Source organism: Paraburkholderia sp. BGA-UO-ETr-F21 (assembly GCF_059567925.1).
In genome coordinates this window covers 926,594-950,086 of sequence record NZ_JCAQOY010000037.1, presented here as the reverse complement: position 1 = coordinate 950,086, position 23,493 = coordinate 926,594, and the positions used below count along the sequence as shown (strand labels likewise).

The following is a 23,493-nucleotide window of genomic DNA, read 5'->3' as shown; positions in this document are numbered from 1 at the left end:
CCTCGACAGATATGACAGAAGCTAATTGATGTGAAGATATATACCTGAGGTGACGGGACAATCAATGCAACGCGGATATAAATAAAGAAAAGAAATTCGCGGAGGATTTTTTTCGTCGTCGGGACACGGCTTGACAACGTGAAGAGTGTGAGCAGCATCATCGCGGCGCTGGTTTTACCGACGCGCGCCGCGAGCGAGACACCCTTCTTTTCCGCACTTTACCGAGCACCGGACTCAGGCGCACAATCTCTGCGGATATTGCGGTCCGCCTTCTTTTCCGGTAATGCAGAATGCTTGCGCCGGTGCGATATCTGGCGGCAAGCTCATGTACGGTCGCACTGCGCGTCCTCTATTCGGAACATGCAATGGGTCATAAATCGTCAAGCAGACTCGAAGACCTGGTGGCAGGCGGCAGCCGTCACCATCAGATTTTCCCAAAGCTCGATGAAGGTCAGTTCGCGGTGCTGGAGCGCTATGGCGAACGGCGTCGCCTGAAAGCGGGCGACATGCTGTTCTCCGAAGGCGACCGGCACATTCCCATGTTCACCATCGTCTCCGGAACGATTGAAGTCACGCGCGGCGCCGGAGACAAGCGCCACGTTCTGGGCGAGCACGGCCCCGGCAGCTTCACCGGCGAAGTGGGCACGCTGGCGGGCCGCGGCGCGGTCTCGACCGCACGCGCCATCAGCGATTGCGAGGTGATCGTGATCGACGAGGAATCACTGCGCGCGCTCGTCGTCGCGGAGGCGCAACTGAGCGAAACGATCATGCGCGCCTATATCCTGCGGCGTGTCGCGTTCATTCAGGATCAGCATGGGGGGCTTCTGGTCATCGGCAGTTCTGCATCATGGAGCACACTCGCTCTGCGGCATTTCCTGAGCCGCAACGCTCAGCCTTTCGCCTACTTCGATATCGTCGAACACGAAGAGGCCGGAGCGCTGCTCGAACGCTATGACGCGACCGAAGCCGACATACCGGTGATCATCACGCAGCAAGGCGTCGTGCTCAAACAGCCGACCAACCGCGCAGTGGCCGACGCGATCGGCCTGAGTCCCGACCGGCTGAACGGCGAGCGGTTCGACGTGGTCGTGGTCGGCGCGGGACCGGCCGGTCTCGCGGCTGCGGTCTACGCGGCCTCCGAAGGATTGCGGGTGGCGGTGCTCGACACGAAGGCGCCGGGCGGCCAGGCCGGCACCAGCTCGAAGATTGAAAATTACTTCGGATTCCCGACCGGCATTTCGGGCCAGGCCCTGGCCGGCCGTGGCCTGTCTCAATGCCGGAAATTCGGCGCCGAAGTCGGCGTGCCGATCGAGGCGCTCGGCATTGAATGCGAAGGCGCGCCGCCCTTTCACCTGCGCCTCAATTACGACGAGCACGTGTATGCCAGCGCGGTCGTCATCGCAACCGGCGCACGCTATCGGAAACCGCTGCTGCCGCGCCTCGAACAATTCGAAGGCCGCGGAATCTACTACAGCGCGACGTTCATGGAAGCCGCGTTCTGCAATAACGAAGAACTGGTTATCGTCGGCGGCGGCAATTCAGCCGGCCAGGCCGCCGTGTTTCTATCGGGATTCGCGCGGCACGTTCATATCGCGATTCGCGGCGACGGACTCCAGGCGAGCATGTCGAACTATCTGATCAGACGGATCGAAGCGACCGCCAACATCACCGTTCATTCGCGCACGCAGATTGTCGAACTGAACGGCGCAGCACAGCTCGAGTCGATCAAATGGGACACTCAGGGGTACATCGAGGAAAAACCGATCCGTCACGTGTTCCTGTTTCTCGGTGCGCAACCCAGTACCGCCTGGCTCGGCGATTGCGTCGCGCTCGACAAACACGGCTTTGTGCTGACGGGGCCCGATGCGCTCCACCAGTGGCCTTCCGAGCGTCCTCCGCATTATCTGGAGACGAGCCGGCCCGGCATCTTCGCGGTGGGCGACGTTCGCAGCGGCTCGGTCAAGCGTGTGGCAGCCGCGGTTGGGGAAGGCGCTGCGGCGATCCAGTCGCTGCATCAATATCTGGCGCTCGATCGCTGAGGGCGGGCTGCCGGCGCGGTGATACTCGACCGCGAACCTGTCTAGCGCACGTTCCGCAACGTCAAACGCGCTTCCAGACCACCGCCGGGCCGATTCTGCAGCGTGAGCGTCGCATCCATCGCCATGGCAAGTTGCCGTGCGATGGCAAGGCCCAGCCCCGTGCCGCCCGTGTCGCGATTACGCGAGGCTTCGAGCCGGTAGAACGGCTCGAACACCGCCTCCAGCGACTCCGCCGGTATGCCGGGGCCACGGTCGAGCACTGCGATCAGCGTCTGTCCGCCGGGCAAGGTGCTCACGGTGATCTCGGCCGTGCCGCCGAATTTCAGCGCGTTGTCCACCAGGTTGCCGAGTATGCGGCGCAATGCCTGCGGACGCGTCATTAGCGAAACGCCTAGCCGTCCCTCCAGGCTGACCGCCTGGCCGGCGTCCACGTAATCGCAAACGAGGCTGTCGAGAAGCGCGTCGGGATCGACGCGGCATGGCACTTCAGTCGCGCCGTGCAGCGTGCGCGCGTAGGTCACGCCCTCCTTCACCAGGCTTTCCATCTCATGCAGATCCTGGCGCAGCTTCGCGCCCTGCTCGTCGTCGTCCATGACATCGACGCGCAAGCGCATCCGCGTGATCGGCGTTTGCAGGTCGTGCGAAATGGCCGCCAGAATCTGCATGCGTTCGGTCATGTAGGTAGCGATGCGGTCCTGCATCGCGTTGAATGCGCGCGCGGCGCGCGACACTTCCGACGGTCCGTCTTCCGGCAGACGCGCCGCCTTCAGGTCGGGGCCGAGCGTATCCGCGGCAACCGCCAACTGATGCAACGGACGCGTCGCGAGCCGCACCGCCAGCCAGCAGCACGCAACCAGCACCGCGAGCTGCAGCGCGAGCACAAGCAGCAGCCAGCGCGACAGCGGCGCCCCCGACATGGGGCGCATATCGATCGTTAGCGGTGAGCCATCGCTCAGTCGCAGATGAACCTGCAGGCGCTCGTTGTCACCGGGCACTGCATTCACGGTCAGCGGATAGCGGGTGCCGATGCCGTCCGCGATGGATTGCGCCACGCGTGCGGACAGACGCGCATCGACCGGACCGCCGGCCACGCCCGGCCCGAGGATGAACTCGTAGCTGCGGCGCGCGAGCCGCGGCAGCCACTGCGCGCGCTCATTGGGCGGCAAATGATCGAGCAGCGCCACCGAACTGCTCACTTCGCGCTCGATGTAGCCCATCATCACGTTGGTCATGGTCTGATCGCGTTCGGTCAGCGTGAGCCAGAACGACAGCGTCTGCGCGAGCGCGAGGCCGACGAAAAGAATCAGCGCGAGCCGCGCGAACAGCGTGCGCGGCCAGCGCAACCATGACCAACGGCTCATTGGGGGTCCTCGAGTGCAGTCACCGCCGCGGAAAACACATAGCCCTCGCTGCGCAGCGTCTTGATGTAACGCGGCTCGCGCGCGACGTCGCGCAGGCGCTGGCGCAAACGGCTCACCATCAGATCGATCGAACGGTCGAACTGATCGGCCTGGCGTCCTTGCGTGAGATTGAGCAGTTGATCGCGCGTCAGCACGCGTTGCGGATGATCGAGAAACACGCGCAGCAAGCGGTATTCGGCGCCGCTCAACGCCACCATGGTGCCTTCGGCGTCGAGCAGATGGCGCGCGGTGGTGTCGAGCCGCCAGTCGCCGAAGACCAGCATCGGTGCGGATTCCGTCACCTGCATGCCGGGCGGCAGCATGCGCGCGCGGCGCAGCACGGCGCGAATACGAGCGAGCAGCTCACGCACGGCGAACGGCTTGGGCAGATAGTCGTCGGCGCCCATCTCCAGACCCACAATGCGATCGGCTTCCTCGTTTCGGGCGGTCAGCATCAACACCGGCACCGCACGGAATTTGCCCGCCCGCAGCTCGCGGCACAGCACCAGACCGTCCTCGCCGGGCAACATCAGATCGAGCACGATCAGATCCGGCGCGCCCTGCTCCAGCACCGCGCGCATCTGGCGTCCGTTCGCCGCGAGCGAGACGCGCATGCCGTTCTTCTCGAGGTAGCCGGCGAGCAGTTCGCGGATGCCGCGGTCGTCGTCGACGATCAGCACGTGGTCGATCGTTTCCATCAATGGATCATCTCCGTTGGCGTTTTACCTGCGTCCGGCTCGCACCCACCAGCGAACAGTGCACCGGATGCGCCAGTTCGGCGGCAAGACCGCCGGATACGAATACGAGGATGGCGAGCAGGCGTTTCATGCGTCCTCCAGCACGGACAGGCTGGCGCCGTCGGCAACCGCTGCTTCCAGACTATACGGATCGACGCCTTCCAGGCAACCGATGTTGACGCGCCACTGCAGCGGGTCTTTGCGCGTCTGATGAAACGGATAAATACCGCAGTGCTTGCAGAAAAAATGCCGGGCCACCCGGGTGTTGAATTGATAGAGCGTCAGCGCATCTTCGCCGCTCAGAATCTTCAACTGACTCGCCGGAAACAGCGGCGTCATCAATGCACCCTTGCGACGGCACAGGCTGCAGTTGCAGCGCCCGGCCGGGACGATCGGGGTTCGCACTTCGAATTTGACGGCTCCGCAGTGGCAGGACCCATGCAGCAAGTCGGCGCTCATGATGCTCTCCGTGATTGGCAATGCCTGCTTTATAGCCTGGCGCGCACGGCGATTTGTGTCGCAGTGTATCTGGACGGCGGCCGGATACACAACATTGCACTCGCGCGGATTGGACGACACAAGCCAGATACCTGCGCACGATCCAATACGGTCATTCGCGGCCGAAGCGCGAATTGCCGTTCGTTGCCTCCTCCTGAAAGGACTCTGACATGCTCTGCCGACCCAAGATCAAAACCCTCGCCGCCGTCACGGTGATTGCCGCCGCAACCGCTGCCAGCATTGCCCTCGCCGCGGACCCGTTCGAAAACCATGCGCCCGCGCCCGAATTCACCGGTATTTCGAATTGGCACAACAGCGGTCCACTGACGCTGCAGCAACTGCGCGGCAAGGTGGTGCTGGTCGATTTCTGGACCTATACCTGCATCAACTGCGTGAATACGCTGCCCTATGTGAAGAGCTGGCATCAGAAGTACAAAGACCAGGGGCTGACGGTTATCGGCGTGCATACGCCCGAGTATCCGTTCGAACGCGACACCGAAAACGTCATGTCGGCGCTCAAGCGCTTCGGCATTACTTATCCGGTCGCCCAGGACAATCGTTACGCGACCTGGAACGCCTACGAGAACCAGTATTGGCCGGCCTTCTATCTGATCGACAAAAAAGGGCAGATCGTCTACACCCATTTCGGCGAAGGCGCCTATGCGCAGACTGAAGCGAAGATTCAGGCATTGCTCGCGCAAAAGGAATAGCCCCGATTTCATGTCGAAATGTATCCGCGAATTAGGGCGATACACAAGCTTGCAATTCGCGGCTTTCCCGACACATGCCAGATACGCCCGCACGGTTCAATACATCAACGCCGCTTCACAGAAGCGATCGCAATCCGGCAAGTACTGACCTCTGCCCTTGCTTCTGACCTGCGGGCGTCTCTTATCCAACCGTTCAAGGAGAACGATATGAAAGTTTCTATGATCGCTTTTACTCTGGCTGCCAGTGTGCTCGGAAGTCTTGCTCACGCCGCGGAGCTGCCGGCTCCCGCTGACAATGTGAATGCTTCGCAGATCGCGCCGGCCCAGCAGCCGCAATGGTCCGCAAACGCAGCCACCAGCGCGCAGAAAACGCGGGCACAGGTTCGCCAGGAACTCGTGCAGGCGGAGAACGACGGTCAGCTTGCCAACCTGAATCGGACACTCTATGCGGGCGGTTGAGCAGGTGCCTCGAATGGACGTCACCAGCTATTCTGAAAGCGCGCCTCGTGACGCACGTGCCGTGTGGTACGCCCGTGCGCTAAACGTGCTGGCCGCAGGTTGAGCATCGCTCGACGAATTCGTTATTCTCTCCGTGGCGGCAAGCCCCGCCGATTCGAAATGGATACCCATGGGCCCGTTTCAAGGAGATCGTCATGTGTGGTGTGCTTCGCAAGCTCCGTTATGCCGTGGCCGGTTCGGTCCTCGCTGCGCTTGCCCTATTCGCCTCGTCGCTCGCCAACGGCTGCACGCGCGCGCTCTACGTGGGCGAAGACGGCACGGTGATAACCGGGCGCTCGATGGATTGGTCCGAAGACATGCGCTCGAACCTCTGGGTTTTTCCCGCCGGGATCGAGCGCGACGGCGCAGCGGGGCCGCGCACGCCGCACTGGACGTCGAAATACGGCAGCGTGGTCGTATCCGGCTATGAAATCGGCAGCGTCGACGGCATGAACGAACGCGGCCTCGTGACCAACGTGCTCTATTTGACCGAAACCGATTATGGCAAACCTGACGCGTCGCGCCCGCCCATGTCGATCAGTCTCTGGGCGCAGTATGCACTCGATAATTTCGCCACGGTGGCCGAGGCAGTCGATGCGCTCGGCCGCGAACCGTTTCAGATCATCGCACCGCCCTTGCCCAACGGCAAACCGTTGACGTTGCACCTCGCGCTCTCGGATTCGCAGGGCGATTCGGCGATTCTCGAATATCTCGACGGCAAGCTCGTGATCCATCACGGCAAGGCATTCAAGATCATGACCAATTCGCCTATCTATAGCGAACAGCTCGCCCTCGACACCTATTGGCGAGGCGTTGGCGGCCTCACCTTCCTGCCGGGCACGAATCGCGCGGCGGATCGCTTCGTGCGTGCATCGTTTCTGATGGATGCCATTCCGAAGCACCTCGATCCCAACTATATTGCCGGCGTGCCTCAACAGTCGTATGCGTTTCAGGCCGCGGCCGGCGTGATGAGCGTGATGCGCGCCGTGAGTGTGCCGCTGGGGATTACTACGCCGGGTCAGCCGAATATTTCATCGACGATCTGGCGCACCGTGTCCGACCAGAAGAATCTCGTGTATTACTTCGATTCGTCGACGCGGCCCGATACGTTCTGGGTGCCGCTTAACAAACTGAATCTGAAACCCGGCGCGCCCGTGATGAAGCTGACCATCGACGGCGGCCAGGTGATGTCGGGCGACGTATCGGGTTCCTTCGTGCCGACGCCTTCGTTCAAGTTCATGCCCGCGAAGGCGCCGTGACTAGCGCGAATGGAAAAGCCCCTCAGTACTCGACGAGAATGGTCACGCGCCGGTTCGCGGCGCGTGCGGCCGCGTCGTCGCCGATAATCAGGGGGAAATTGTCGGCGCGGCCAATAGCGGCCATTCTGTGCGCTTCGATGCCTCTGTCCGCGAAGAAGCGCACCACCGCGCCTGCCCGCGCGGAAGACAGCTCCCAATTGGATTCGTACTTCGCCGTCGAGATAGGCACACTATCCGTATGCCCTTCCACCAGAATGTTGTTCTTCGACCGGTCACGCAACACCTGGGCAATCTGGTTCAACACGTCGAATGACTCGGGCAATAGGCGCGCGTCGCCCGAGTTGAACAGAATCTTTGCGTTGATGGCAATCTCAACGCCTTGAGCGGCATTTGAAATCGTAATCTGACGGTTGTCCTGAAGCGGCTCCAGTAGAGCGAGCAAGCGCTTCTTCGAGACATCCGGCGAAGGTGCCGCGGCCTGGGAAGGCTGGATGTTGCCGGCGGCCGGCACCTTTGCCACTGCGTGGTGCTCCAGCGCCTTGATTTCCAGCTCCCGCGTTTTTGCCAGCTGAAGCACGTAGAGCGCAAGGAACAACACCATGAGGGTGGTGATGAGGTCGGCGTAGGAAATCAGCCAGCGCCCGGACTGCTCCTCGCCTTCGTCGGCGGCGTCATAGCCGGTTTTGTCCGCAGCAAGGCGCTTGTTACCCGAGGAGATGTTCATAACCGAAAAGTCTGCGTTTCAAATGACGTGTGATTCGCGCCGCGCTGCTCGCCGACAGCGAGCATCCAGCAGCCGGCGCGGTCCGAACCGGTTAGCCCAGCAACTCGGCCGATCTTTCCCGCACGTCGCCCGCAAGCCGCGTTTCGATTGTGTGAGGCGACTCCTTGCGCGAGATCGCGAGCAAGCCGTCGAGATATAAACGCCTGAAGCGCAATTCGCTATCCACCTGCGCCCTGATCTTCCCGTACAACGGCAGAAAGACCAGATTCGCCAAAGCCAGGCCGTATAGCGTCGCGACGAAAGCCATCGCAATACCTTGCCCGAGTTGCGCGGGTTCGAGCATATGACCTGTCACCTGAATCAGACCGAGCACGGCGCCCAGAATGCCGAACGTCGGCGCGTAGCCGCCCGCCTGTTGCCAGATCCGCGCAGCCGCCATGTGATTGCGTTCATAAGCAACCAGTTCCCGTTGCAGAGCGTCTTCGAGCACCGCTGTCGATACGCCGTTTGCCAGCAACTCCAAGCCTCGTTGTGCAAACGGATTGATGCCGCCCGCCCCGATCGATTCGAACACGAGCATGCCATTGAGCTTGGCCTGATCACCCCACTCCAGCAGGACGGCCAGACTCTCGCGATCCACCTGTCTTGCCTTCACGAAAGCAAGGCGCAGTTGCTTCATGCCGTCGTAAAACCGCGCCCACGTGTTCTGAATCATTACCGCGCCGAACGTGCCACCAAGGACGATGACAAACGCCTCCAACTGGAACAGCGAGGTAAAGTGGCCACCCTCGAGCGAGAAGCCCGCGACGATCGCCGTCACGCCGACCAGGGCGCCAAATAGCGTCAAAAGATCCATACGTCCTCTCGAATGGCCACCCGAGCCATCAAACCCTTCAGTAAACAATGCCCGCCGCCGGTGTGCCGCGCGTCAAACATCCAGATTGGAAAGCGGCGCACCAGTGGCGACCGGCGATTTGATCGCTCGCACGGTGTCGAGGAAACGGTCTTCGATTTCCGCAATTTCCAGCGGATCGATCTTGATCTCCCGACGCATGACCCACGAGACCTCTTTCTTTCTCGCTTCGGTCATCACCGAGAGCAGGCGCTCCGCGACAGGCTGGCCCGTCAACGCGGAAAGCAGTTTCGCGAGGTCATAGGTATCGAACGCGCTCACCGCCTCGAACAACGTCCGCTGGTCGACGAACTCCAGATCGTCGAGTGACTTCAGGTCGCTCAGAGCGCGCGTATTGCGGCGCGAAAAATAGCTGATGCCCTTTTCCTCGACGTAGTTCAAGACCTTGGACTTGCGAAACGCGAAGATGTCTTCGGCAATTTCCGCGTTCGACAGTTTGTTGAGAATCACCTTCTTCTCGACGCCGATCAAGGCCTCCAGGTCGTCCAGTTCGATCAGCTCCAACTCGCTGCTGATGGAAAGATCGAGATCGTGGTCCGCTACCTGCTGCGCACGCTCGATGATTCGCGCCGGATCGAACGTGACCAGTTGCCGGCTCGTCGCGCCGTCCTGCGCCGAATAGCGCGCCGACGTGTTGCTCACGCGATCGGACCGGCCGGGTTCGAGCGAAACGAGATTGAGTTTCTCCATCCGTTTGAGCATGGCCATCACATGCGGACGCGAATGGCCGGCAATCGCATGACACTTCTTGATCACTTCGGGCAACGGCACCGAAAATTCCTCGCCTTGCGCGCGGCGCAGGCGCCCGTCGAAGCGGTCGGCGTTTTCGCTTCCCGCCATCAGGGAGAGAACGTGCGCGTAAGAGACCACGCCAGGCAGGAAGTCGGCATGCGTATTCGTGGCGAGAACATCGTCCTTCTTCTTGACCCGCCGGATCAGCGTGCGGACGATATGGCGAAGCAACGGCGACACGCGCGCGAGTTCCTCCTCCACCACGTCCGCCGCAACGACAGTCAATTGACAGAAGCTCAGTGCTTTAGCGGTATGCGCTCGTGGTTCGGGCGGCAACAAGGCCGCCTCGCCGAAAAACTCGCCTTTACCCAGCGTGGCGAGAATCACTTTCTTCTCGTCGCACTGGGTGGAGATTTCGACTTTGCCATCTGCAATGACGTAGACGACAGCGTCGCCCGCGAAGCCTTCGGAATAGATGACTTCGCCCGGAGCCGCTGTACGCGACCATGGCGATCGTTGGTGATTCAAGATTGATTCCCCCGAAGAGCTAATTCCTCGGTCAGCGCGCGCCCTGCCGAGGGCGTGCACGTAGCCGATGGTCCAGATTATTTGACTGGATATCGACATGCAAAACGCAAAGCTTTAATAAACGTAATCGTCAGACTTTATAGCGCAAACGTTTGGCAGCCTTTCTGGTCAAGGCTTTGCGCGATGTAGGCTTTTTTCAGGGGATGGCTGTGCCGCACACTCCAAGGCATACCTGGCGGCGAAAAAGCGCCGGACTTGCTATGCGTCGACGTTCAGGAAAATGTAAGAATCACATTTAATGTACGAACGCGAAAAAAATTTGGAATAAGCGGAAACCCGATGTGTTTGCCCTTACGTAGACAGCAACGAACACTGCTACGCGACTCACGAAACAACCACGTAAGCGGTGCTCCAGTTGCAAGTAGGACATGTTGGTAGTCAGGCAAAGACGTAGCTTCACTCGAACCGAAAGGTATTTCCAATTTCACTCTATTTAGGCATCCAAAATGAAAAGCAAATTCGCAATGATTCTCTCGCTGATCGTCCTCGCTTCGGCAGGCGTCGTGACTCAGGCCTCTGCGAAAGAGCACGTTCACACGAGCACGCAGCAGTGTGTCGGCCCCGCAAGTTTCTGCACCCCGTACTTCGGCAGCTAAGTACCCACTATTTTTCGGCAATCGTTGCCGTCAATTCATCACCGTCAAAAAGGAATTTTTATCATGAAAAAAGCTCTTGTTTGTCTCGCTCTCGCCGCCGGTGCCTTGACCGCTCCCGTTCTGAGCTTCGCGCAATCGAATGCGCCCGTCACGCGCGCCGAAGTGCGTGCCGACCTGGTGCGTCTCGAACAGGCTGGCTACAACCCGTCGGTCGCGAACGACGCTGACTATCCTGCCTCGATCCAGGCAGCCGAAGCAAAAGTCGCGGCGCAAGACGCTTCCCAGACCACCCAACCGTCGTACGGTGGCGTTGCCCAGAATGGCACCGCTTCGTCAGGCATGCGCAAAGCTATGTCGACCGATTCGAGCTGCGTCGGTCCGGTCAGTTTCTGCAATGTTTTCTTCGGAAGCTGAATGACGCGCATCGGGAATCCTGCTGAACTTCACCTACACACAGGATTCCTGCTTTTTTTCTTGTCATGGATGCGCTGCTTCTCATCGACGGCAATGCGAATGCAATGCCCGGTGGTGAAGGACAGGCTGGCACGGCGGACCCACGCCGCAGGCAACCTTTCCTGCACCACCTGTTACCGCTTCATCCCTTCGTGGCGCCGAACGTCAAGCCGGCCACGAAATGCTTCTGCATTGCAAAGAACATTGCCACAGAAGGCAACGCCGCGAGAATCGATCCCGCCGAAACAAGATTCCATGCCGTGGTCCACTGCCCTTTCAATGCGGCCACGCCCACGGTGATCGGCGCGGCGTCGTCGCCTTGCGTCAGACACAGTGCCCAGAAGTAATCGTTCCAGACGAACGTGAACACGAGAATCGCCAGTGCCGCGAGCGCCGGTCGGATCAAAGGCAGCACGATCTTGAAGAACACGGTCCACTCATTCGCGCCTTCGATGCGCGCCGCCTCGACCAGTTCAAACGGCAACTGCTTGATGAAGTTGCGCAGAAACAGCGCGCAAAATCCCGTCTGAAACGACACGTGAAACAGAATCAGTGCGCTGACTGTATTGAACAGGCCGAGTTGCAAGGACAAATCCCGCACCGGAATCATCAGCACCTGCACCGGCACGAAATTCCCCGCCACGAACGTGGCGAACAAGGTCGAATTGCCGCGGAACCGGTAGATCGCCAGCGCGAATCCGGCCATCGCGGCAAGTGCAATCGACCCAACCACGGCGGGCACCGTAATCAGCACACTGTTCCAGAAGTAGTGCAACATCGGCGACGTGGTCAGCGCCTCGCGGTAGTTATCGAACATCGCGAAGTGCTTCGGCCATCCCCAGTAGTTGCCCTCGCTCAGTTCCTCCGAGGAACGCACCGATGTGACCAGCACCGCGATCATCGGCAGCAGCCAGATCAGCAGAGCGACAGGCAACGTCAGTTTGTACATGCGGCGAGTGGCCGGCTTCCATTTGTCGATGGGAATCGGAAACATGGTCGGCTCCTTATTGCTCGGCGCGCAGCATCCGCCGCAAGTGATAAACGATGTACACCAGCATGATGGCGAACAGCACGACCGCCACCGCCGCCGAATAGCCGATGCGGTAGTACTTGATCGCCTGGTCGTACATGTAATACGCCAGCACGGTCGAGCTTTCGAATGGGCCGCCGCCCGTCATCACCGAGATCAGATCGAAACTACGCAGTGCGCCGATGATGGTCACGACGATCGCCATGAACGTGGTCGGCCGCAGTTGCGGCAGGATCACGTGCCACAGCATCGACCAGCCGCGTGCCCCTTCCATGCGCGCGGCTTCGATCTGTTCGGCGTTCAGCGAAGTCAGGCCGGTGAGATAAAGAATCATGCAATAGGCGGTTTGCGGCCACAGTGCCGCGAACACGATCCCGAAAGTCGCGTAACGCGGGTCGCCGAGCACGGGCACGCCATGGCCGAGAATCACCGCGAGCAGGCCGAAGGTCGGATCATAAAACCACGAGAAGATCAAACCGACCACCACGCCCGACAGCACGAACGGCGCGAAGAAAAGCGACTTCACGATACGGATGCCGGCGACCGCCTGATTCAGGTACAACGCAACGGCCAGTCCCATCGGCGGGGCGAGCAGGAACAGCAGCAGCCAGATGACGTTGTTCTTGAGCGCCGTGTAGAAGGTCTGCGCGTGGAATAACTCCACGTAGTTCGCGAGGCCGACGAACGACGGCTCGCTCATCCCATCCCAGTTGAAAAAGCTCAGGCGGATGGTCGACAGGATCGGCCACACCACGTAGATGGCCACCATCACGCAGGCCGGCGCGAGAAACAGAAAGGCGGCACGCCGCTGCCGGCGCGCGGTGGGCGACGGACGGCGCCGCCGCGCGGTGTCGGCCTTGCCGCGCAACGCGCCGCCCGGCGTGGGCAAACCCGGACCGCCGGGTTCAGCGGGACCGCCGACAGTGTGGCGGGTAACGGAATGCGACACGATCATTCTCCATCCAACATTCTTGTCGATCGGAGTTCGCGCTTCAGCGCGTTACTCCGATCCCATGCAAAGCTGTCGACCAGAGTTAGCGCTTCAGCGCGCTACTCCGATCCCATGCAAAGCTGTCGACCAGATGCAACGAAAGGCGGCCTCGCGGCCGCCACCGCTCACTTCTTGTAGATCCGCTTGCGCGTCTGCTCGAGTTGCGCAAGCACGTCGTCGATCTTCGCAGGATCGGAAATGAACTGCTGCATCCCCTTCATCCCCTCGTCGGCCATTTCCTTGGTCATGTCGCGATCATAAAACTGCGCGATGCCGCCCTTGGTGTTCGCAAGAATCTGGAAGCCGATCTTCGAGATCGGATCTTCCGGCTCCGGCGACTTGCTGTTCGCCGACAGCGAGCCGAGCCCGGTTGCCAGCTTCGCGCCGATTTCCGGTGTCTCGACGAACGCAAGGAAGGTGTGGGCGTCGGCCTTGTTCTTGGCCTTCGACGGAATATGCAGCGACTCGACCGGACCGTCTTCGGCGGTCGGCACCTTCGCGTCGATGATCGGGAACTGGAAGTAGCCCATCTCCGGTTTCACGTTAGGCGGGAAGCCCGCGGTGATGAACGTGCCCATCAGCATCATCGCGGCCTTGCCCTGGAACAGGAACGGCTGCACCGAATCGAGATCGTAGGAGAGCGAGTTGTCGATGAAATAGCCCGCGTCGATCAACTGCTTCCAGGTCGTGTAGACCTTCTTCACGCGCGGATCGGTGTAGGGAATTTCGCCCGCCATCAACTTCTGATGAAACGCATTGCCGTTCAAACGCAGGTCGAGATAGTCGAACCAGCCGGCCAGCGTCCATGAGTCGCGGCCCGCCACGGCGATCGGCGTGATGCCGGCGGCCTTCAGCTTCTTGCAGTCTTCGAGAAACTGATCCCAGGTTTTCGGCTCGCCGCCAATACCGGCCTTTTGAAAGAGATCCTTCCGATAGAACATGCCCCACGAGTAGTACACGGTCGGCGCGGCGTACTGCTTGCCTTTATACGACGACGCTTCCTTGGTCGACGCATACATATCGTTCCAGCCGTTCTTCGCCCAGTCACCGCTCAGATCTTCGAACAGGCCGCGCTGCGCGTAATAGGCCATGCGCTCGCCGTCATGCCAGTTGACGATATCGGGCGCGACCGTCGTGAGCCAGCCAGGCAATTGCACCTTGTACGCTTCTTCATCGACGAAGGACACCTTCACGTCGATGCCGGGATGCGCTTTCTTGAACTCGTCGATGACCGACTGCCACACCGCGCGCTGGCTCGCGCCCTTGAACGCGATGTTGGCGGTGAGCGTGCCCGCCTGTGCGCTAGTGACGACGGACGTCCCCGCAGCCGCAGCGGCCAGCGCGAGGGCCAACAGAATCTTGCGTGGTTTCAGTTTCATGCTGCCTGTCTCCTTTATTCCTTGATTTTGCGTCGTTGTCGGTACTGCATGGAATTTCGTAGGCCACTGCCTCGGTGCAGTCGGATCGTCATTGCGTTCGATAGACTGCCACACCCTGCGGCTCGATCGTGTGCGAACCGATCACGAACGCGTCTGCGGCTACGCCGTCGAGCGTGTGCGGTTTGTCGCCGTAATTGAACACGTAGGTCAGCGCGCCGCGGCGGCTCACCCGCACGCTGTCGCCGAGCTGCGTCGTTGCAAGGCCCGCCTCCCGCGCGATCCGCTCGAACAGGCGCACCGTGAGCGAATCATCGAACAGACTCGCGAGGTAGTGAAACGCGCCGCTTCGCACATAGGCGGGGTGGCCATCCGCAAAGCGCGCGCGCACGTCGAGCGAATCCGCTGCGTCGCTGTCGATGAAATCGCGCCAGTGGCGTGCGAAACCGTCGTCTCCATTCGTACCCGCGTTATCGGCGAGTCGCACCGTTTCCGTCACGTTCGGCCGCATCGATTCAACGCGCCATACGCGCAGCGGCAGCACCGAAGCCAGCGCGCCGGGCGGCAGGTTCGCGGGAATCTGCAGGTCGCCCGTTTTCGACCCGGTGCGCGGACCGAGCACGACCTGAGCGCCGGAGCTTGCCAGACGCTGCGCGAAATCGGCCGGCACCACCGGCAGCGGCGGCACGACGATCAGGCTGTAGCCATCCAGCGGGGCGTCGGCCGGCACGATATCCACGTCGAGCCCGAGCGCACGCAGCGCCGAGTAATACTCGAAGGCGAAGCGCGGATAGTGAAAGTCCGCACCCTGCGGATGAATCTCGAACAGCCACTTCGCTTCATAGTCGTAAACGAGCGCGACTTTCGAGCGGATTGCGGCGTTGGCGTCGGCATTCGCGCCGAGCACCGCGTGAATCTCGCCGGCGACCTGCGCCGCCTCGTTGCCGCCCACGTCGAGCCGGTTATCGGGCGTGTTCAGTCCAGCATGCATCTGCTCCTGCGCGAACGGCGCCTGACGCCAACGGAAGTACGACACGCAACCCGCGCCGTGCGCGAACGCCTCCCAACTCCAGAGCCGCACCATGCCCGGCAGCGGCGCCGGATTCCACAGCGCCCAGTTAACCGGACCCGGCTGCTGCTCCATCACCCAGAACGGCAGCTTCGACATGCCACGATAGACGTCGTGATTGAACGACGCGAAGTCGGGATGCCCACTGCGCAACCAGCGCGCCTTCACCTCCGGCGCGAACCATTGCTCTTCGAGCGCGCCGAGCGGATAGCTGTCCCACGTCGCGATGTCGAGATCCGCGGCGACCTTGTAGTGATCGAACTCGGTGAAGAGCTGCATGAAGTTGTGCGCGACCGGACGCCCCGGCGAATGCGCGCGGATGATCTCGACCTGCATGCGGTTGTAGCGCGCCACCTCGTCGGAGGCGAAACGGCGGTAATCGAGGCGATGCGAAGGATGCGCTTCCGTCACCGTCGCCACCGGCGCGTCGATCTCGTCGAAGCTGCGGTACTCCATGCTCCAGAACACCGTGCCCCACGCACGGTTCAATGCGTCGACGGTTTGATAGCGGGCTTTGAGCCACTCGCGAAAGCGCCCCACGGCGGCCGGCGAATAACTGACCACTGTGTGATGGCAGCCGAATTCATTGTCGGTCTGCCAGTAGGCGACAGCCGGATGCTTGCCGTAGCGCTCGGCCACAGCCGTGCAAATCCGCTGCGAGGCGGCGAAATACGACGGCGACGAGAAGTCGTAATGGCGTCGCGAGCCAAACGCACGCGGGCGGCCGTCCGCGCCGATCGGCAGAATGTCGGGATGGCGGTCGATCAACCACTTGGGCGGTGTCGCCGTCGGCGTGCACATCACCACCTGCAGGCCGGCCGCGCCCAGCACGTCGATCGAACGGTCGAGCCAGCCCCAATCGTATTCGCCGGGCGTAGGCTCGATCCGGCTCCAGGCGAACTCGGCGATCCGCACCTGTTCGATGCCGAGGGCTTTCATCCGGCGGGCGTCGTCTTCCCACATCGACTCCGGCCAGTGTTCCGGGTAATAACAGACTCCAAGGCGCATGCGAATGTCCTTTATGCGTAGTGTTCGATGGATTCGAGCGAAGCGGCGGCAAAGCCGTCTTCGGTAAACAAATGGCAAGCGGGGCGAGGCACGCGCAGGTTGGCGCGCTCGCCGGGCGCGAGGCGCGTATCGCCGGGCGCTTTGGCGATCAGCGCGGCGCCGCCGGGCTGATCGAGGTGGACATAGCTGTGTTCGCCGAGCTGTTCAACGAGCGAGACCGTGCGAGTCAGCACGGCGTCGTCCAGCGAAACGGAAGATGCGTCGACAAACTCCAGGTGCTCAGGGCGCACGCCGAGCGTGACGGCTTGCGAGACTTGCAAGCCCGTGCCATTCACCGGCACGCGCACGCTTTCACCCGTGTGATCGAGCGTGACGCTCACGCCTTGCGCATCGATCGCGGCCACCTTGCCCGGCAGAAAATTCATGCGCGGCGAGCCGATGAAACCCGCGACGAAGCGGCTCTTCGGACGGTGATACAACTCCAGCGGCGCGCCGACCTGCGCGATGCTGCCGTAGCGCTCGGTATCCTTGCCGGCATGCAGCAGCACGATCTTGTCGGCGAGCGTCATCGCTTCGATCTGGTCGTGCGTCACGTAAACCACGCTGGCCTTGGCGAACTGTTTGTGCAGCCGCGCGATCTCGATGCGGGTCTGTCCGCGCAACGTGGCATCGAGATTGGAGAGCGGTTCGTCGAACAGGAACACACCCGGCTCGCGCACGATCGCACGGCCAATCGCCACACGCTGGCGCTGACCGCCGGACAACGCCTTCGGCTTACGCTCGAGCAACGCCTCCAGTTGCAGGATGCGCGCGGCTTCCCGCACCTTGCGGTCAATCTCGTCCTTGGGGGTTTTGGATAACTTGAGGCCGAACGCCATGTTCTCGAACACGGTCATGTGCGGAAACAGCGCGTAACTCTGAAACACCATCGCCACGCCGCGTTGCGCGGCCGGCACGTCGTTCACGAGTCGGCCGCCAATCGAGAGGTCGCCGTCGGTGAGATCCTCGAGGCCCGCGATCATGCGCAGCAAGGTGGATTTGCCGCAGCCGGAAGGGCCGAGAAACACGCAAAACTCGTTCTCGCCAATCTCGAGATCGACGTCGCGGATTACCGGCGCGCCGTCGCCATACGCCTTCTGCACGCCTCTTAACGAAATACTCGCCATTGCATCGACTCCGTGGTTTAATCGGCTCGAAGTCGGAGATTAAGCGCTTAATCAGCTCGGCCAAAAAAAGCGATCGCTGGCGATCGTTGGGCCTTGCCTGTCTCCGATATCGTTTTGTCTGTGCGAGAGATGGTGCCGCGCCTTTGGCCGCGATGCAAATGTCGGGCAGCCATCCCAAATATTGAAAGCCCCATGCCCACACTCAGCGAAGTCGCCCGCCATGCCGGCGTCACACCTGCCACGGTATCCAACGTGCTGCGCAATCGCGGCCGGGTTGGCGCGACCACCCGGCAACGCGTGCTCGACGCGGTCGACGCGCTCGGCTACCGCCCGCATCTCGCCGCGCGCGCACTCGCCGAAGGTCGCGCGCCGACGCTCGCGCTGATGGTGTCGAGCATCGCCAACCCGTTCTATCCGGAGTTCGCGCTCGCCGTCGAACGCGCGGCGCGCACGAGCGGCCACTTCGTGATCATCTGCAATACGAACGAAGATCCGCTGACCGGGCGCGCATATCTCGACCAGATTGCCGGCACGCTCTCCGAGGGCGTGCTCGTGACGAATGCGAACCTCGATTTCGCCGATCTTCATACGACCGAATCACGCGGCACACCCGTGGTTCTGTGCATGTGGGAACGGCCCGACGAGCCGCCGGGTTTGCCGTGTGTCGCGGTCGATTTCCGGCGTGCGGGCGAACTGGCCGGTACGCATTTGCTGGAGCTCGGTCATCGGCGAATTGGCGCGATTGTCGGCAGTAAGGCCTCGGGCATTCACGCGGCGCGTTATGAAGGTTTCGTCGACGCGATGCGCGCGGGTGGCGCGCCGAAAAGCCGCGTGAAACACGCGGCCGATACGATCCAGGGCGGCTATGCCGCAGCACGCGCGCTGCTCGAAAGCGATCCGAAGCTCACCGCGATCTTCGTGACCAACGACCTGCCCGCGCTCGGCGCGATGCACGCCGCCGCCGACCTCGGCCTGAACGTGCCGGCGGACCTCTCCGTGATCGGCATTACCGACATCCAGCTCGCGCGCGAGTCGCGCCCCGCGCTGACGACGGTTGCCGTGCCGACGGCCGAAGTCGCCGAACTTGCGGTCTCGCTGTTGCGCGAACTGATCGAGTCGTCGTATGGACAGGCGGGACGCGACGCCACCAGCGTGCCGATGCGGATTTCCTCGCCGCCCGAACTCGTTGTGCGCGCATCCACCGGCGTGCCGCGTTCGCGGTGATGTGGCCGTAACAGCATCTCGGACGTTACGTAGCGAAACCTCCCTACGCGCACCACCGGCGCCCCGACGCGGCACCCGCGAACGTCCGCAAACGCCCACGGCAAGCGCTTCGACACCATGCGCGCCGCGTTGCGCCCACTCTTCCATGCAGTTGGCACGGTCCCTGCAAACAAGCAGGCAAAGGCCGAGCGCCGCCGCGACCGAGAGGCCGCCCGCGCTCCCCAACTGGCCAGGCCAAGGCCATCACACGCATGGAAATTCCAAATGATTGCCGATCTCTTGCAGGACGCTGAAGTCTCCGACCACGCCCACGACATCGACTCGAATTTCGCGCAGCGCCACCCCTTGCAAATCGCCGTTTGTCTGCGCAACCTCGCGGCCGGACAGGACTTCGTCACGGTCGAATTCGGCGGCCGGCAAATCGTCACGCAAATCCTCGACGTCGACTCGCGCAATGCACGTTTCATCTTCGATGCAGGCAGCGTGGCCGACGACAACACTGCGCTGCCCGCTGCACGGCAACTCACATTCCGCAGCCTGCCCGGCGGCATTCGCACCGAGTTCACCACCGTCGACGCCACGCCTGTCGTATTCGACGGACTGCCGGCGTTCGAAGCGCCATTCCCGTCGGTGCTCTACTACGTTCAACGCCGCGAATTCTTCCGCGTGCAAACGCCCGTGCTCGACCCGTACATCGCAAGCGGCCGGTATGCGGAAGGTGATTCGTTCCGGCTGGAATTGCAGGACCTGTCGCTGGGCGGCATCGCATTAAAGACGGCTGATGAACGCTTCGGTTCGCTCGAAAGCGGCACGGTTCTGCGCGACGTCGCGTTGCAACTCGGCAGCTTCGGCACACTGCGACTCGATCTGGAAATCGTCGCGCCGCGCCAGGTGAGCACGGCGAAGGGCGATCGGCGCTTTGTGATCGGCTGCAAGTTCGTCGCGACGCCGGGGCCGGCCGAGCGGACCTTGCAACGCGTCGTCACGCAACTGGAAACCCGGCGGCAAACGCTCGCGCCGCGTCGATAAGCGCATGCGCCGCGGACCTCGCGTTGGAGGCGATCATTCAATCGCCGCCACGCGAGCCGCGCATCTCGGGAACCGCTGAATTTCCCTCTCGACGCAACGTGATTTGCGGTCGATAAAATCGCATTCAGCCTTCAATTAGCTTTCACATGAGCCAGGACTTTCCCCAAGCCCGACGGCTCGATCTTGCATCGCATCAAACGACGCAAGCCCCACTGAGCATGGCTCGCAGCCTTCCGGCAGGTTTTCCTCCGTCACTGTCCCTGGTGATCGATTTCTTGACGAGAGTCGCCGCGCCTGCTGTACTAAATCAACCAAAGTGATTTAGGTGGTCCGAATCGAGCCGGTCCAGGTTTTTTCAAACCCGCCTCGCTCGCATCGAGCCGCAAACCAGGTTGTCAGCGCGCAGCGTTCGCGCGGGCAGCCGCCAGCAGTCCACAACGTCGTTGCCAAGAACCGGAGGAGCGTCCCATGAATCTGAATTCCCGCAGGCTTCCTGTCGCCAGGAAAATCGTGTCGATGTGCGTCGCGGCATCGGCGGTATGGTGTGCGAGCGCGAGCCAGGCGGCCGACCAGCCTGTCGTCGGCCTGATCACCAAGACCGACACCAACCCGTTCTTCGTGAAGATGAAACAGGGCGCCGAAGCGGCCGCCTCGAAAGACGGCGCGAAGCTCATCACCGCCGCGGGCAAGTTCGACGGCGACAACGCGAGCCAGGTCACCGCCATCGAAAACATGATGACGGCCGGCGCGAAAGCGATTCTGATCACGCCGAGCGACACCAAGGCGATCGTGCCGAGCATCAAGAAAGCGCGCGCCGCCGGCGTGATGGTGGTCGCGCTCGACACGCCGACCGATCCGCAAGACGCCACGGACGCCCTCTTCGCCACCGACAACTTCAAGGCCGGCGTGCTGATCGGCAAATACGCGAAAGCGGCGCTGAACGGCAAGCCCGCGAAGATCGCCACGCTCGATCTCGCGCCCGGCGTCTCGGTCGGCGTGCTGCGGCATAACGGCTTCCTGGAAGGCTTCGGCGTGAAGCCGGGCGATCCGTCGGTGGTCTGCAGCCAGGACACGCGCGGCGATCAGGCCAAGGGCCAGACGGCGATGGAAAACTGCCTGCAGAAATCGCCCGACATCAACGTGGTCTACACGATCAACGAACCGGCCGCAGCGGGCGCCTACCGCGCGCTCAAGGCGGCGGGCAAGGATAAAGACGTGATGATCGTCTCGATCGACGGCGGCTGTGAAGGCGTGCGCAACGTCAAGGCGGGCGCCATCGCCGCGACCTCGCAGCAATATCCGCTCAAGATGGCCTCGCTCGGCGTGACGGCCGGCGTCGAGTACGCGAAGACCGGCAAGAAGGTCTCCGGCTATCAGGACACCGGCGTGACGCTGATCACCGACAAACCGATGTCCGGCATCGACAGCAAGGACACCAGGTTCGGCCTCGACAACTGTTGGGGCAACAAGTAACGCGCATTGAACAGAGCGGCCCGCTTCGGCGGGCCGCCATCGGAATTGCCGCGTGGCCGACGCGCCACGCTCATGCATCGAGGTTATCCATCATGTCGACTCCATCCGCGCCCGCCGGCCATTCCCGCTCGTTCGCCGAGCGCATGCCATCGCTTGCCGAGGTCGGGCCACTCATCGCACTGGTCCTGGCTTGCGGCTTCTTCATCTCGCAGAGCAGCCGCTTCCTGTCGTTCCAGAACCTCTCGCTGATCCTGCAGCAAACCATGGTGGTCGCGGTCATCGCCATCGGCCAGACGCTGATCGTGCTGACCGGCGGCATCGATCTTTCGTGCGGCATGGTGATGGCGTTCGGCTCGATCATCATGACCAAATTCGCGGTCACGCTCGGCGTGCCGCCAGTCCTCGCGATCCTGTGCGGGATCGGTGCGAGCACGCTGTTCGGCGCGCTCAACGGCGTGCTCATCACGCGCATCAAACTGCCCGCTTTCATCGTCACGCTGGGCACGTTGAATATCGCTTTTGCGCTCACGCAGATCTATTCGAACGCCGAGAGCGTGTCGAACCTGCCGGACGCGATCATGTTCTTCGGCAATACGTTCAAGCTCGGGCCCGCGGATGTCACGTACGGCACCGTGCTCACCCTGCTGATGTATCTGGCCACCTGGTTCGTGTTGCGCGATACGGTGCCCGGGCGTCATCTCTATGCGCTCGGCAACAACCCCGAGGCCGCGCGCCTGATGGGCCTGTCGTCGCAGAAGATCCTGCTGACCGTGTATTCGCTGGCCGGCGCGATCTACGGCATTGCCGCATTGCTGTCCGTGTCGCGCACCGGCGTGGGCGATCCGCAGGCGGGACAAACCGAGAACCTCGACAGCATTACCGCAGTCGTGCTCGGCGGCACGAGTCTGTTCGGCGGACGCGGCTCGATTGTCGGCACGCTGCTCGGCGCGCTGATTGTCGGCGTGTTCCGCAATGGTCTGACGTTGATCGGCGTTTCTTCGGTCTACCAGGTGTTGATCACCGGCATGCTGGTGATTCTCGCCGTAGCCGCGGACAAACTTTCCCATCGTCGCGGTTGAACGCAATCGCACTACGTGCATGGGGCCGAAGTAAGCGCTAAAGCGCTGAGTCAGGCCGACCGCACTACGTACATGGAGCCCGTCATGTCGACAAACACTTCCGCTTCAACCGCAATGCCCGTTTTGCAGGCGCGCGGTCTTATCAAACGCTATGGCAACGTGACCGCGCTCGACGGTTGCGATTTCGAAGTGCTGCCCGGCGAGATCATGGCCGTGATCGGCGATAACGGCGCCGGCAAATCGTCGTTGATCAAGGCCCTTTCCGGCGCAACCGTGCCGGACGAAGGCGAGATTCTGCTCGACGGCAAACCGGTCAAATTCCGCAGCCCGCTGGATGCCCGCGCGCAAGGCATCGAAACGGTGTATCAGGAACTCGCGGTGGCGCCGGCCATGAGCATCGCCGAAAACCTGTTTCTCGCCCGCGAACTGCTCAAACCCGGCTGGCGCGGCTCCATCTTCAAGATGATCGACAAGCGCCGCATGCTGGATGAAGCGACCGCGCATATGAAAGACCTGCAGATCGGCATCCGCTCGATGCGCCAGGCGGTCGAAACGCTCTCGGGCGGCCAGCGCCAGGGCGTGGCCGTAGCGCGCAGCGCGGCGTTCGCGCGGCACGTGGTGATTCTCGACGAACCCACCGCCGCCCTCGGCGTGAAGGAAGGCAACATGGTGCTGGAACTGATCCGCCGCGTGCGCGATCGCGGCTTGCCGGTGATCCTCATCAGCCACAACATGCCACACGTGTTCGAGATCGCGGACCGTATCCATATTCAGCGACTCGGCCGGCGCGCGGCGCTCGTGAACCGGAAGGACATTCATATGTCGGAGGCCGTGGCAATCATGACGGGTGCAAAGGAAGCCGACGTCAAGGCGATTGCATGATCCACGCATCCTGCTGAGC

General features: G+C 62.0%; 23 protein-coding genes. 11 read left to right on the top strand and 12 right to left on the bottom strand.

Annotated elements, in window-relative coordinates:
- Positions 1 to 365: 365 nt before the first annotated feature.
- On the top strand, positions 366 to 2,039 hold the full coding sequence (locus AC57B1_RS27935) for an FAD-dependent oxidoreductase (RefSeq protein WP_496419276.1): 1,674 nt from the start codon (positions 366 to 368) through the stop codon (positions 2,037 to 2,039).
- 41 nt (positions 2,040 to 2,080) lie between these two features.
- On the opposite strand, the gene AC57B1_RS27930 is transcribed toward AC57B1_RS27935, so the two are convergent.
- The 4 genes from AC57B1_RS27930 to AC57B1_RS27915 are packed head-to-tail and all read right to left on the bottom strand — an operon-like array spanning position 2,081 to position 4,635.
- Positions 2,081 to 3,400 carry a sensor histidine kinase gene (locus AC57B1_RS27930; RefSeq protein ID WP_496419275.1) on the bottom strand — a complete coding sequence of 440 codons (1,320 nt, stop codon included), beginning with the start codon at positions 3,398 to 3,400 and terminating at the stop codon, positions 2,081 to 2,083.
- On the bottom strand, positions 3,397 to 4,137 hold the full coding sequence (locus tag AC57B1_RS27925) for a response regulator (protein ID WP_496419274.1): 741 nt from the start codon (positions 4,135 to 4,137) through the stop codon (positions 3,397 to 3,399). The genes AC57B1_RS27930 and AC57B1_RS27925 overlap by 4 nt, the downstream gene beginning before the upstream one ends.
- Positions 4,138 to 4,144: 7 nt before the next feature.
- Positions 4,145 to 4,267, bottom strand: a complete 123-nt coding sequence (locus tag AC57B1_RS27920) for a hypothetical protein (RefSeq protein ID WP_286162180.1) — start codon at positions 4,265 to 4,267, stop codon at positions 4,145 to 4,147.
- Positions 4,264 to 4,635, bottom strand: a complete 372-nt coding sequence (locus AC57B1_RS27915; protein WP_408342611.1) for a GFA family protein — start codon at positions 4,633 to 4,635, stop codon at positions 4,264 to 4,266. The genes AC57B1_RS27920 and AC57B1_RS27915 overlap by 4 nt, the downstream gene beginning before the upstream one ends.
- Positions 4,636 to 4,844: 209 nt before the next feature.
- On the opposite strand from AC57B1_RS27915, the gene AC57B1_RS27910 reads away from it, so the two are divergent.
- The 3 genes from AC57B1_RS27910 (at position 4,845) to AC57B1_RS27900 (ending at position 7,141) form a co-directional block, all read left to right on the top strand.
- On the top strand, positions 4,845 to 5,384 hold the full coding sequence (locus AC57B1_RS27910; RefSeq protein WP_496419273.1) for a thioredoxin family protein: 540 nt from the start codon (positions 4,845 to 4,847) through the stop codon (positions 5,382 to 5,384).
- A 207-nt stretch (positions 5,385 to 5,591) separates the two neighbouring features.
- The gene (locus AC57B1_RS27905; RefSeq protein ID WP_408342607.1) at positions 5,592 to 5,843 is read left to right on the top strand and encodes a DUF4148 domain-containing protein; all 252 of its coding nucleotides are present in this window, start codon (positions 5,592 to 5,594) and stop codon (positions 5,841 to 5,843) included.
- A gap of 194 nt (positions 5,844 to 6,037) precedes the next feature.
- Positions 6,038 to 7,141: a linear amide C-N hydrolase gene (locus AC57B1_RS27900; protein WP_408295688.1), complete on the top strand. Its 1,104-nt coding sequence runs from the start codon at positions 6,038 to 6,040 to the stop codon at positions 7,139 to 7,141.
- 22 nt (positions 7,142 to 7,163) lie between these two features.
- Here AC57B1_RS27900 and AC57B1_RS27895 read toward each other — a convergent pair whose 3' ends face one another.
- The 3 genes from AC57B1_RS27895 to AC57B1_RS27885 form a co-directional block, all read right to left on the bottom strand.
- Complete coding sequence (locus AC57B1_RS27895; RefSeq protein WP_408342603.1) at positions 7,164 to 7,865, bottom strand: OmpA family protein; 702 nt, start codon at positions 7,863 to 7,865, stop codon at positions 7,164 to 7,166.
- Between the two features lie 91 nt (positions 7,866 to 7,956).
- Positions 7,957 to 8,721, bottom strand: coding sequence for a flagellar motor protein (locus AC57B1_RS27890; protein WP_091807398.1), 765 nt, complete (start codon positions 8,719 to 8,721; stop codon positions 7,957 to 7,959).
- Positions 8,722 to 8,793: 72 nt separating this feature from the next.
- Positions 8,794 to 10,038: a Crp/Fnr family transcriptional regulator gene (locus AC57B1_RS27885; protein WP_408182739.1), complete on the bottom strand. Its 1,245-nt coding sequence runs from the start codon at positions 10,036 to 10,038 to the stop codon at positions 8,794 to 8,796.
- Between the two features lie 506 nt (positions 10,039 to 10,544).
- Here AC57B1_RS27885 and AC57B1_RS27880 point away from each other — a divergent pair.
- Both AC57B1_RS27880 and AC57B1_RS27875 read left to right on the top strand, forming a co-directional pair.
- Entirely contained in the window at positions 10,545 to 10,694 is a 150-nt protein-coding gene (locus AC57B1_RS27880; protein ID WP_496419272.1) for a hypothetical protein, read from the top strand.
- Between the two features lie 63 nt (positions 10,695 to 10,757).
- Positions 10,758 to 11,108: a DUF4148 domain-containing protein gene (locus AC57B1_RS27875; RefSeq protein WP_408182743.1), complete on the top strand. Its 351-nt coding sequence runs from the start codon at positions 10,758 to 10,760 to the stop codon at positions 11,106 to 11,108.
- 181 nt (positions 11,109 to 11,289) lie between these two features.
- Here the strand turns inward: AC57B1_RS27875 and AC57B1_RS27870 are convergent, their stop codons facing one another.
- From AC57B1_RS27870 to AC57B1_RS27850, 5 genes are all read right to left on the bottom strand, one after another.
- Positions 11,290 to 12,141, bottom strand: a complete 852-nt coding sequence (locus tag AC57B1_RS27870; protein WP_091807391.1) for a carbohydrate ABC transporter permease — start codon at positions 12,139 to 12,141, stop codon at positions 11,290 to 11,292.
- 10 nt (positions 12,142 to 12,151) lie between these two features.
- The gene (locus AC57B1_RS27865; RefSeq protein WP_408295698.1) at positions 12,152 to 13,132 is read right to left on the bottom strand and encodes a carbohydrate ABC transporter permease; all 981 of its coding nucleotides are present in this window, start codon (positions 13,130 to 13,132) and stop codon (positions 12,152 to 12,154) included.
- A gap of 161 nt (positions 13,133 to 13,293) precedes the next feature.
- Positions 13,294 to 14,547 (bottom strand): ABC transporter substrate-binding protein, encoded by a 1,254-nt coding sequence (locus AC57B1_RS27860; protein ID WP_496419271.1) that lies wholly within the window; start codon positions 14,545 to 14,547, stop codon positions 13,294 to 13,296.
- Positions 14,548 to 14,635: 88 nt separating this feature from the next.
- Positions 14,636 to 16,621, bottom strand: a complete 1,986-nt coding sequence (locus AC57B1_RS27855; protein ID WP_408342597.1) for a beta-galactosidase — start codon at positions 16,619 to 16,621, stop codon at positions 14,636 to 14,638.
- 11 nt (positions 16,622 to 16,632) lie between these two features.
- Positions 16,633 to 17,787 carry an ABC transporter ATP-binding protein gene (locus AC57B1_RS27850; protein WP_496419270.1) on the bottom strand — a complete coding sequence of 385 codons (1,155 nt, stop codon included), beginning with the start codon at positions 17,785 to 17,787 and terminating at the stop codon, positions 16,633 to 16,635.
- A gap of 192 nt (positions 17,788 to 17,979) precedes the next feature.
- Here AC57B1_RS27850 and AC57B1_RS27845 point away from each other — a divergent pair, with 192 nt between their 5' ends.
- From AC57B1_RS27845 to AC57B1_RS27825, 5 genes are all read left to right on the top strand, one after another.
- Entirely contained in the window at positions 17,980 to 19,011 is a 1,032-nt protein-coding gene (locus tag AC57B1_RS27845) for a LacI family DNA-binding transcriptional regulator (protein WP_408182749.1), read from the top strand.
- Between the two features lie 264 nt (positions 19,012 to 19,275).
- Positions 19,276 to 20,040, top strand: coding sequence for a flagellar brake protein (locus AC57B1_RS27840; protein ID WP_408342593.1), 765 nt, complete (start codon positions 19,276 to 19,278; stop codon positions 20,038 to 20,040).
- 468 nt (positions 20,041 to 20,508) lie between these two features.
- Complete coding sequence (locus AC57B1_RS27835) at positions 20,509 to 21,513, top strand: sugar ABC transporter substrate-binding protein (protein ID WP_408182753.1); 1,005 nt, start codon at positions 20,509 to 20,511, stop codon at positions 21,511 to 21,513.
- A gap of 92 nt (positions 21,514 to 21,605) precedes the next feature.
- Positions 21,606 to 22,592, top strand: a complete 987-nt coding sequence (locus AC57B1_RS27830) for an ABC transporter permease (protein WP_091807372.1) — start codon at positions 21,606 to 21,608, stop codon at positions 22,590 to 22,592.
- An 84-nt stretch (positions 22,593 to 22,676) separates the two neighbouring features.
- Positions 22,677 to 23,474 (top strand): ATP-binding cassette domain-containing protein, encoded by a 798-nt coding sequence (locus tag AC57B1_RS27825; protein ID WP_091807369.1) that lies wholly within the window; start codon positions 22,677 to 22,679, stop codon positions 23,472 to 23,474.
- Positions 23,475 to 23,493: the final 19 nt, after the last annotated feature.

Bases quoted from the DNA above. Each gene is read 5' to 3' on its own strand.
- AC57B1_RS27935 (WP_496419276.1), top strand. From the start codon at position 366: ATGGGTCATAAATCGTCAAGCAGACTCGAAGACCTGGTGGCAGGCGGC.
- AC57B1_RS27930 (WP_496419275.1), bottom strand. From the start codon at position 3,400: ATGAGCCGTTGGTCATGGTTGCGCTGGCCGCGCACGCTGTTCGCGCGG.
- AC57B1_RS27925 (WP_496419274.1), bottom strand. From the start codon at position 4,137: ATGGAAACGATCGACCACGTGCTGATCGTCGACGACGACCGCGGCATC.
- AC57B1_RS27920 (WP_286162180.1), bottom strand. From the start codon at position 4,267: ATGAAACGCCTGCTCGCCATCCTCGTATTCGTATCCGGCGGTCTTGCC.
- AC57B1_RS27915 (WP_408342611.1), bottom strand. From the start codon at position 4,635: ATGAGCGCCGACTTGCTGCATGGGTCCTGCCACTGCGGAGCCGTCAAA.
- AC57B1_RS27910 (WP_496419273.1), top strand. From the start codon at position 4,845: ATGCTCTGCCGACCCAAGATCAAAACCCTCGCCGCCGTCACGGTGATT.
- AC57B1_RS27905 (WP_408342607.1), top strand. From the start codon at position 5,592: ATGAAAGTTTCTATGATCGCTTTTACTCTGGCTGCCAGTGTGCTCGGA.
- AC57B1_RS27900 (WP_408295688.1), top strand. From the start codon at position 6,038: ATGTGTGGTGTGCTTCGCAAGCTCCGTTATGCCGTGGCCGGTTCGGTC.
- AC57B1_RS27895 (WP_408342603.1), bottom strand. From the start codon at position 7,865: ATGAACATCTCCTCGGGTAACAAGCGCCTTGCTGCGGACAAAACCGGC.
- AC57B1_RS27890 (WP_091807398.1), bottom strand. From the start codon at position 8,721: ATGGATCTTTTGACGCTATTTGGCGCCCTGGTCGGCGTGACGGCGATC.
- AC57B1_RS27880 (WP_496419272.1), top strand. From the start codon at position 10,545: ATGAAAAGCAAATTCGCAATGATTCTCTCGCTGATCGTCCTCGCTTCG.
- AC57B1_RS27875 (WP_408182743.1), top strand. From the start codon at position 10,758: ATGAAAAAAGCTCTTGTTTGTCTCGCTCTCGCCGCCGGTGCCTTGACC.
- AC57B1_RS27870 (WP_091807391.1), bottom strand. From the start codon at position 12,141: ATGTTTCCGATTCCCATCGACAAATGGAAGCCGGCCACTCGCCGCATG.
- AC57B1_RS27865 (WP_408295698.1), bottom strand. From the start codon at position 13,132: ATGATCGTGTCGCATTCCGTTACCCGCCACACTGTCGGCGGTCCCGCT.
- AC57B1_RS27860 (WP_496419271.1), bottom strand. From the start codon at position 14,547: ATGAAACTGAAACCACGCAAGATTCTGTTGGCCCTCGCGCTGGCCGCT.
- AC57B1_RS27855 (WP_408342597.1), bottom strand. From the start codon at position 16,621: ATGCGCCTTGGAGTCTGTTATTACCCGGAACACTGGCCGGAGTCGATG.
- AC57B1_RS27850 (WP_496419270.1), bottom strand. From the start codon at position 17,787: ATGGCGAGTATTTCGTTAAGAGGCGTGCAGAAGGCGTATGGCGACGGC.
- AC57B1_RS27845 (WP_408182749.1), top strand. From the start codon at position 17,980: ATGCCCACACTCAGCGAAGTCGCCCGCCATGCCGGCGTCACACCTGCC.
- AC57B1_RS27840 (WP_408342593.1), top strand. From the start codon at position 19,276: ATGATTGCCGATCTCTTGCAGGACGCTGAAGTCTCCGACCACGCCCAC.
- AC57B1_RS27835 (WP_408182753.1), top strand. From the start codon at position 20,509: ATGAATCTGAATTCCCGCAGGCTTCCTGTCGCCAGGAAAATCGTGTCG.
- AC57B1_RS27830 (WP_091807372.1), top strand. From the start codon at position 21,606: ATGTCGACTCCATCCGCGCCCGCCGGCCATTCCCGCTCGTTCGCCGAG.
- AC57B1_RS27825 (WP_091807369.1), top strand. From the start codon at position 22,677: ATGTCGACAAACACTTCCGCTTCAACCGCAATGCCCGTTTTGCAGGCG.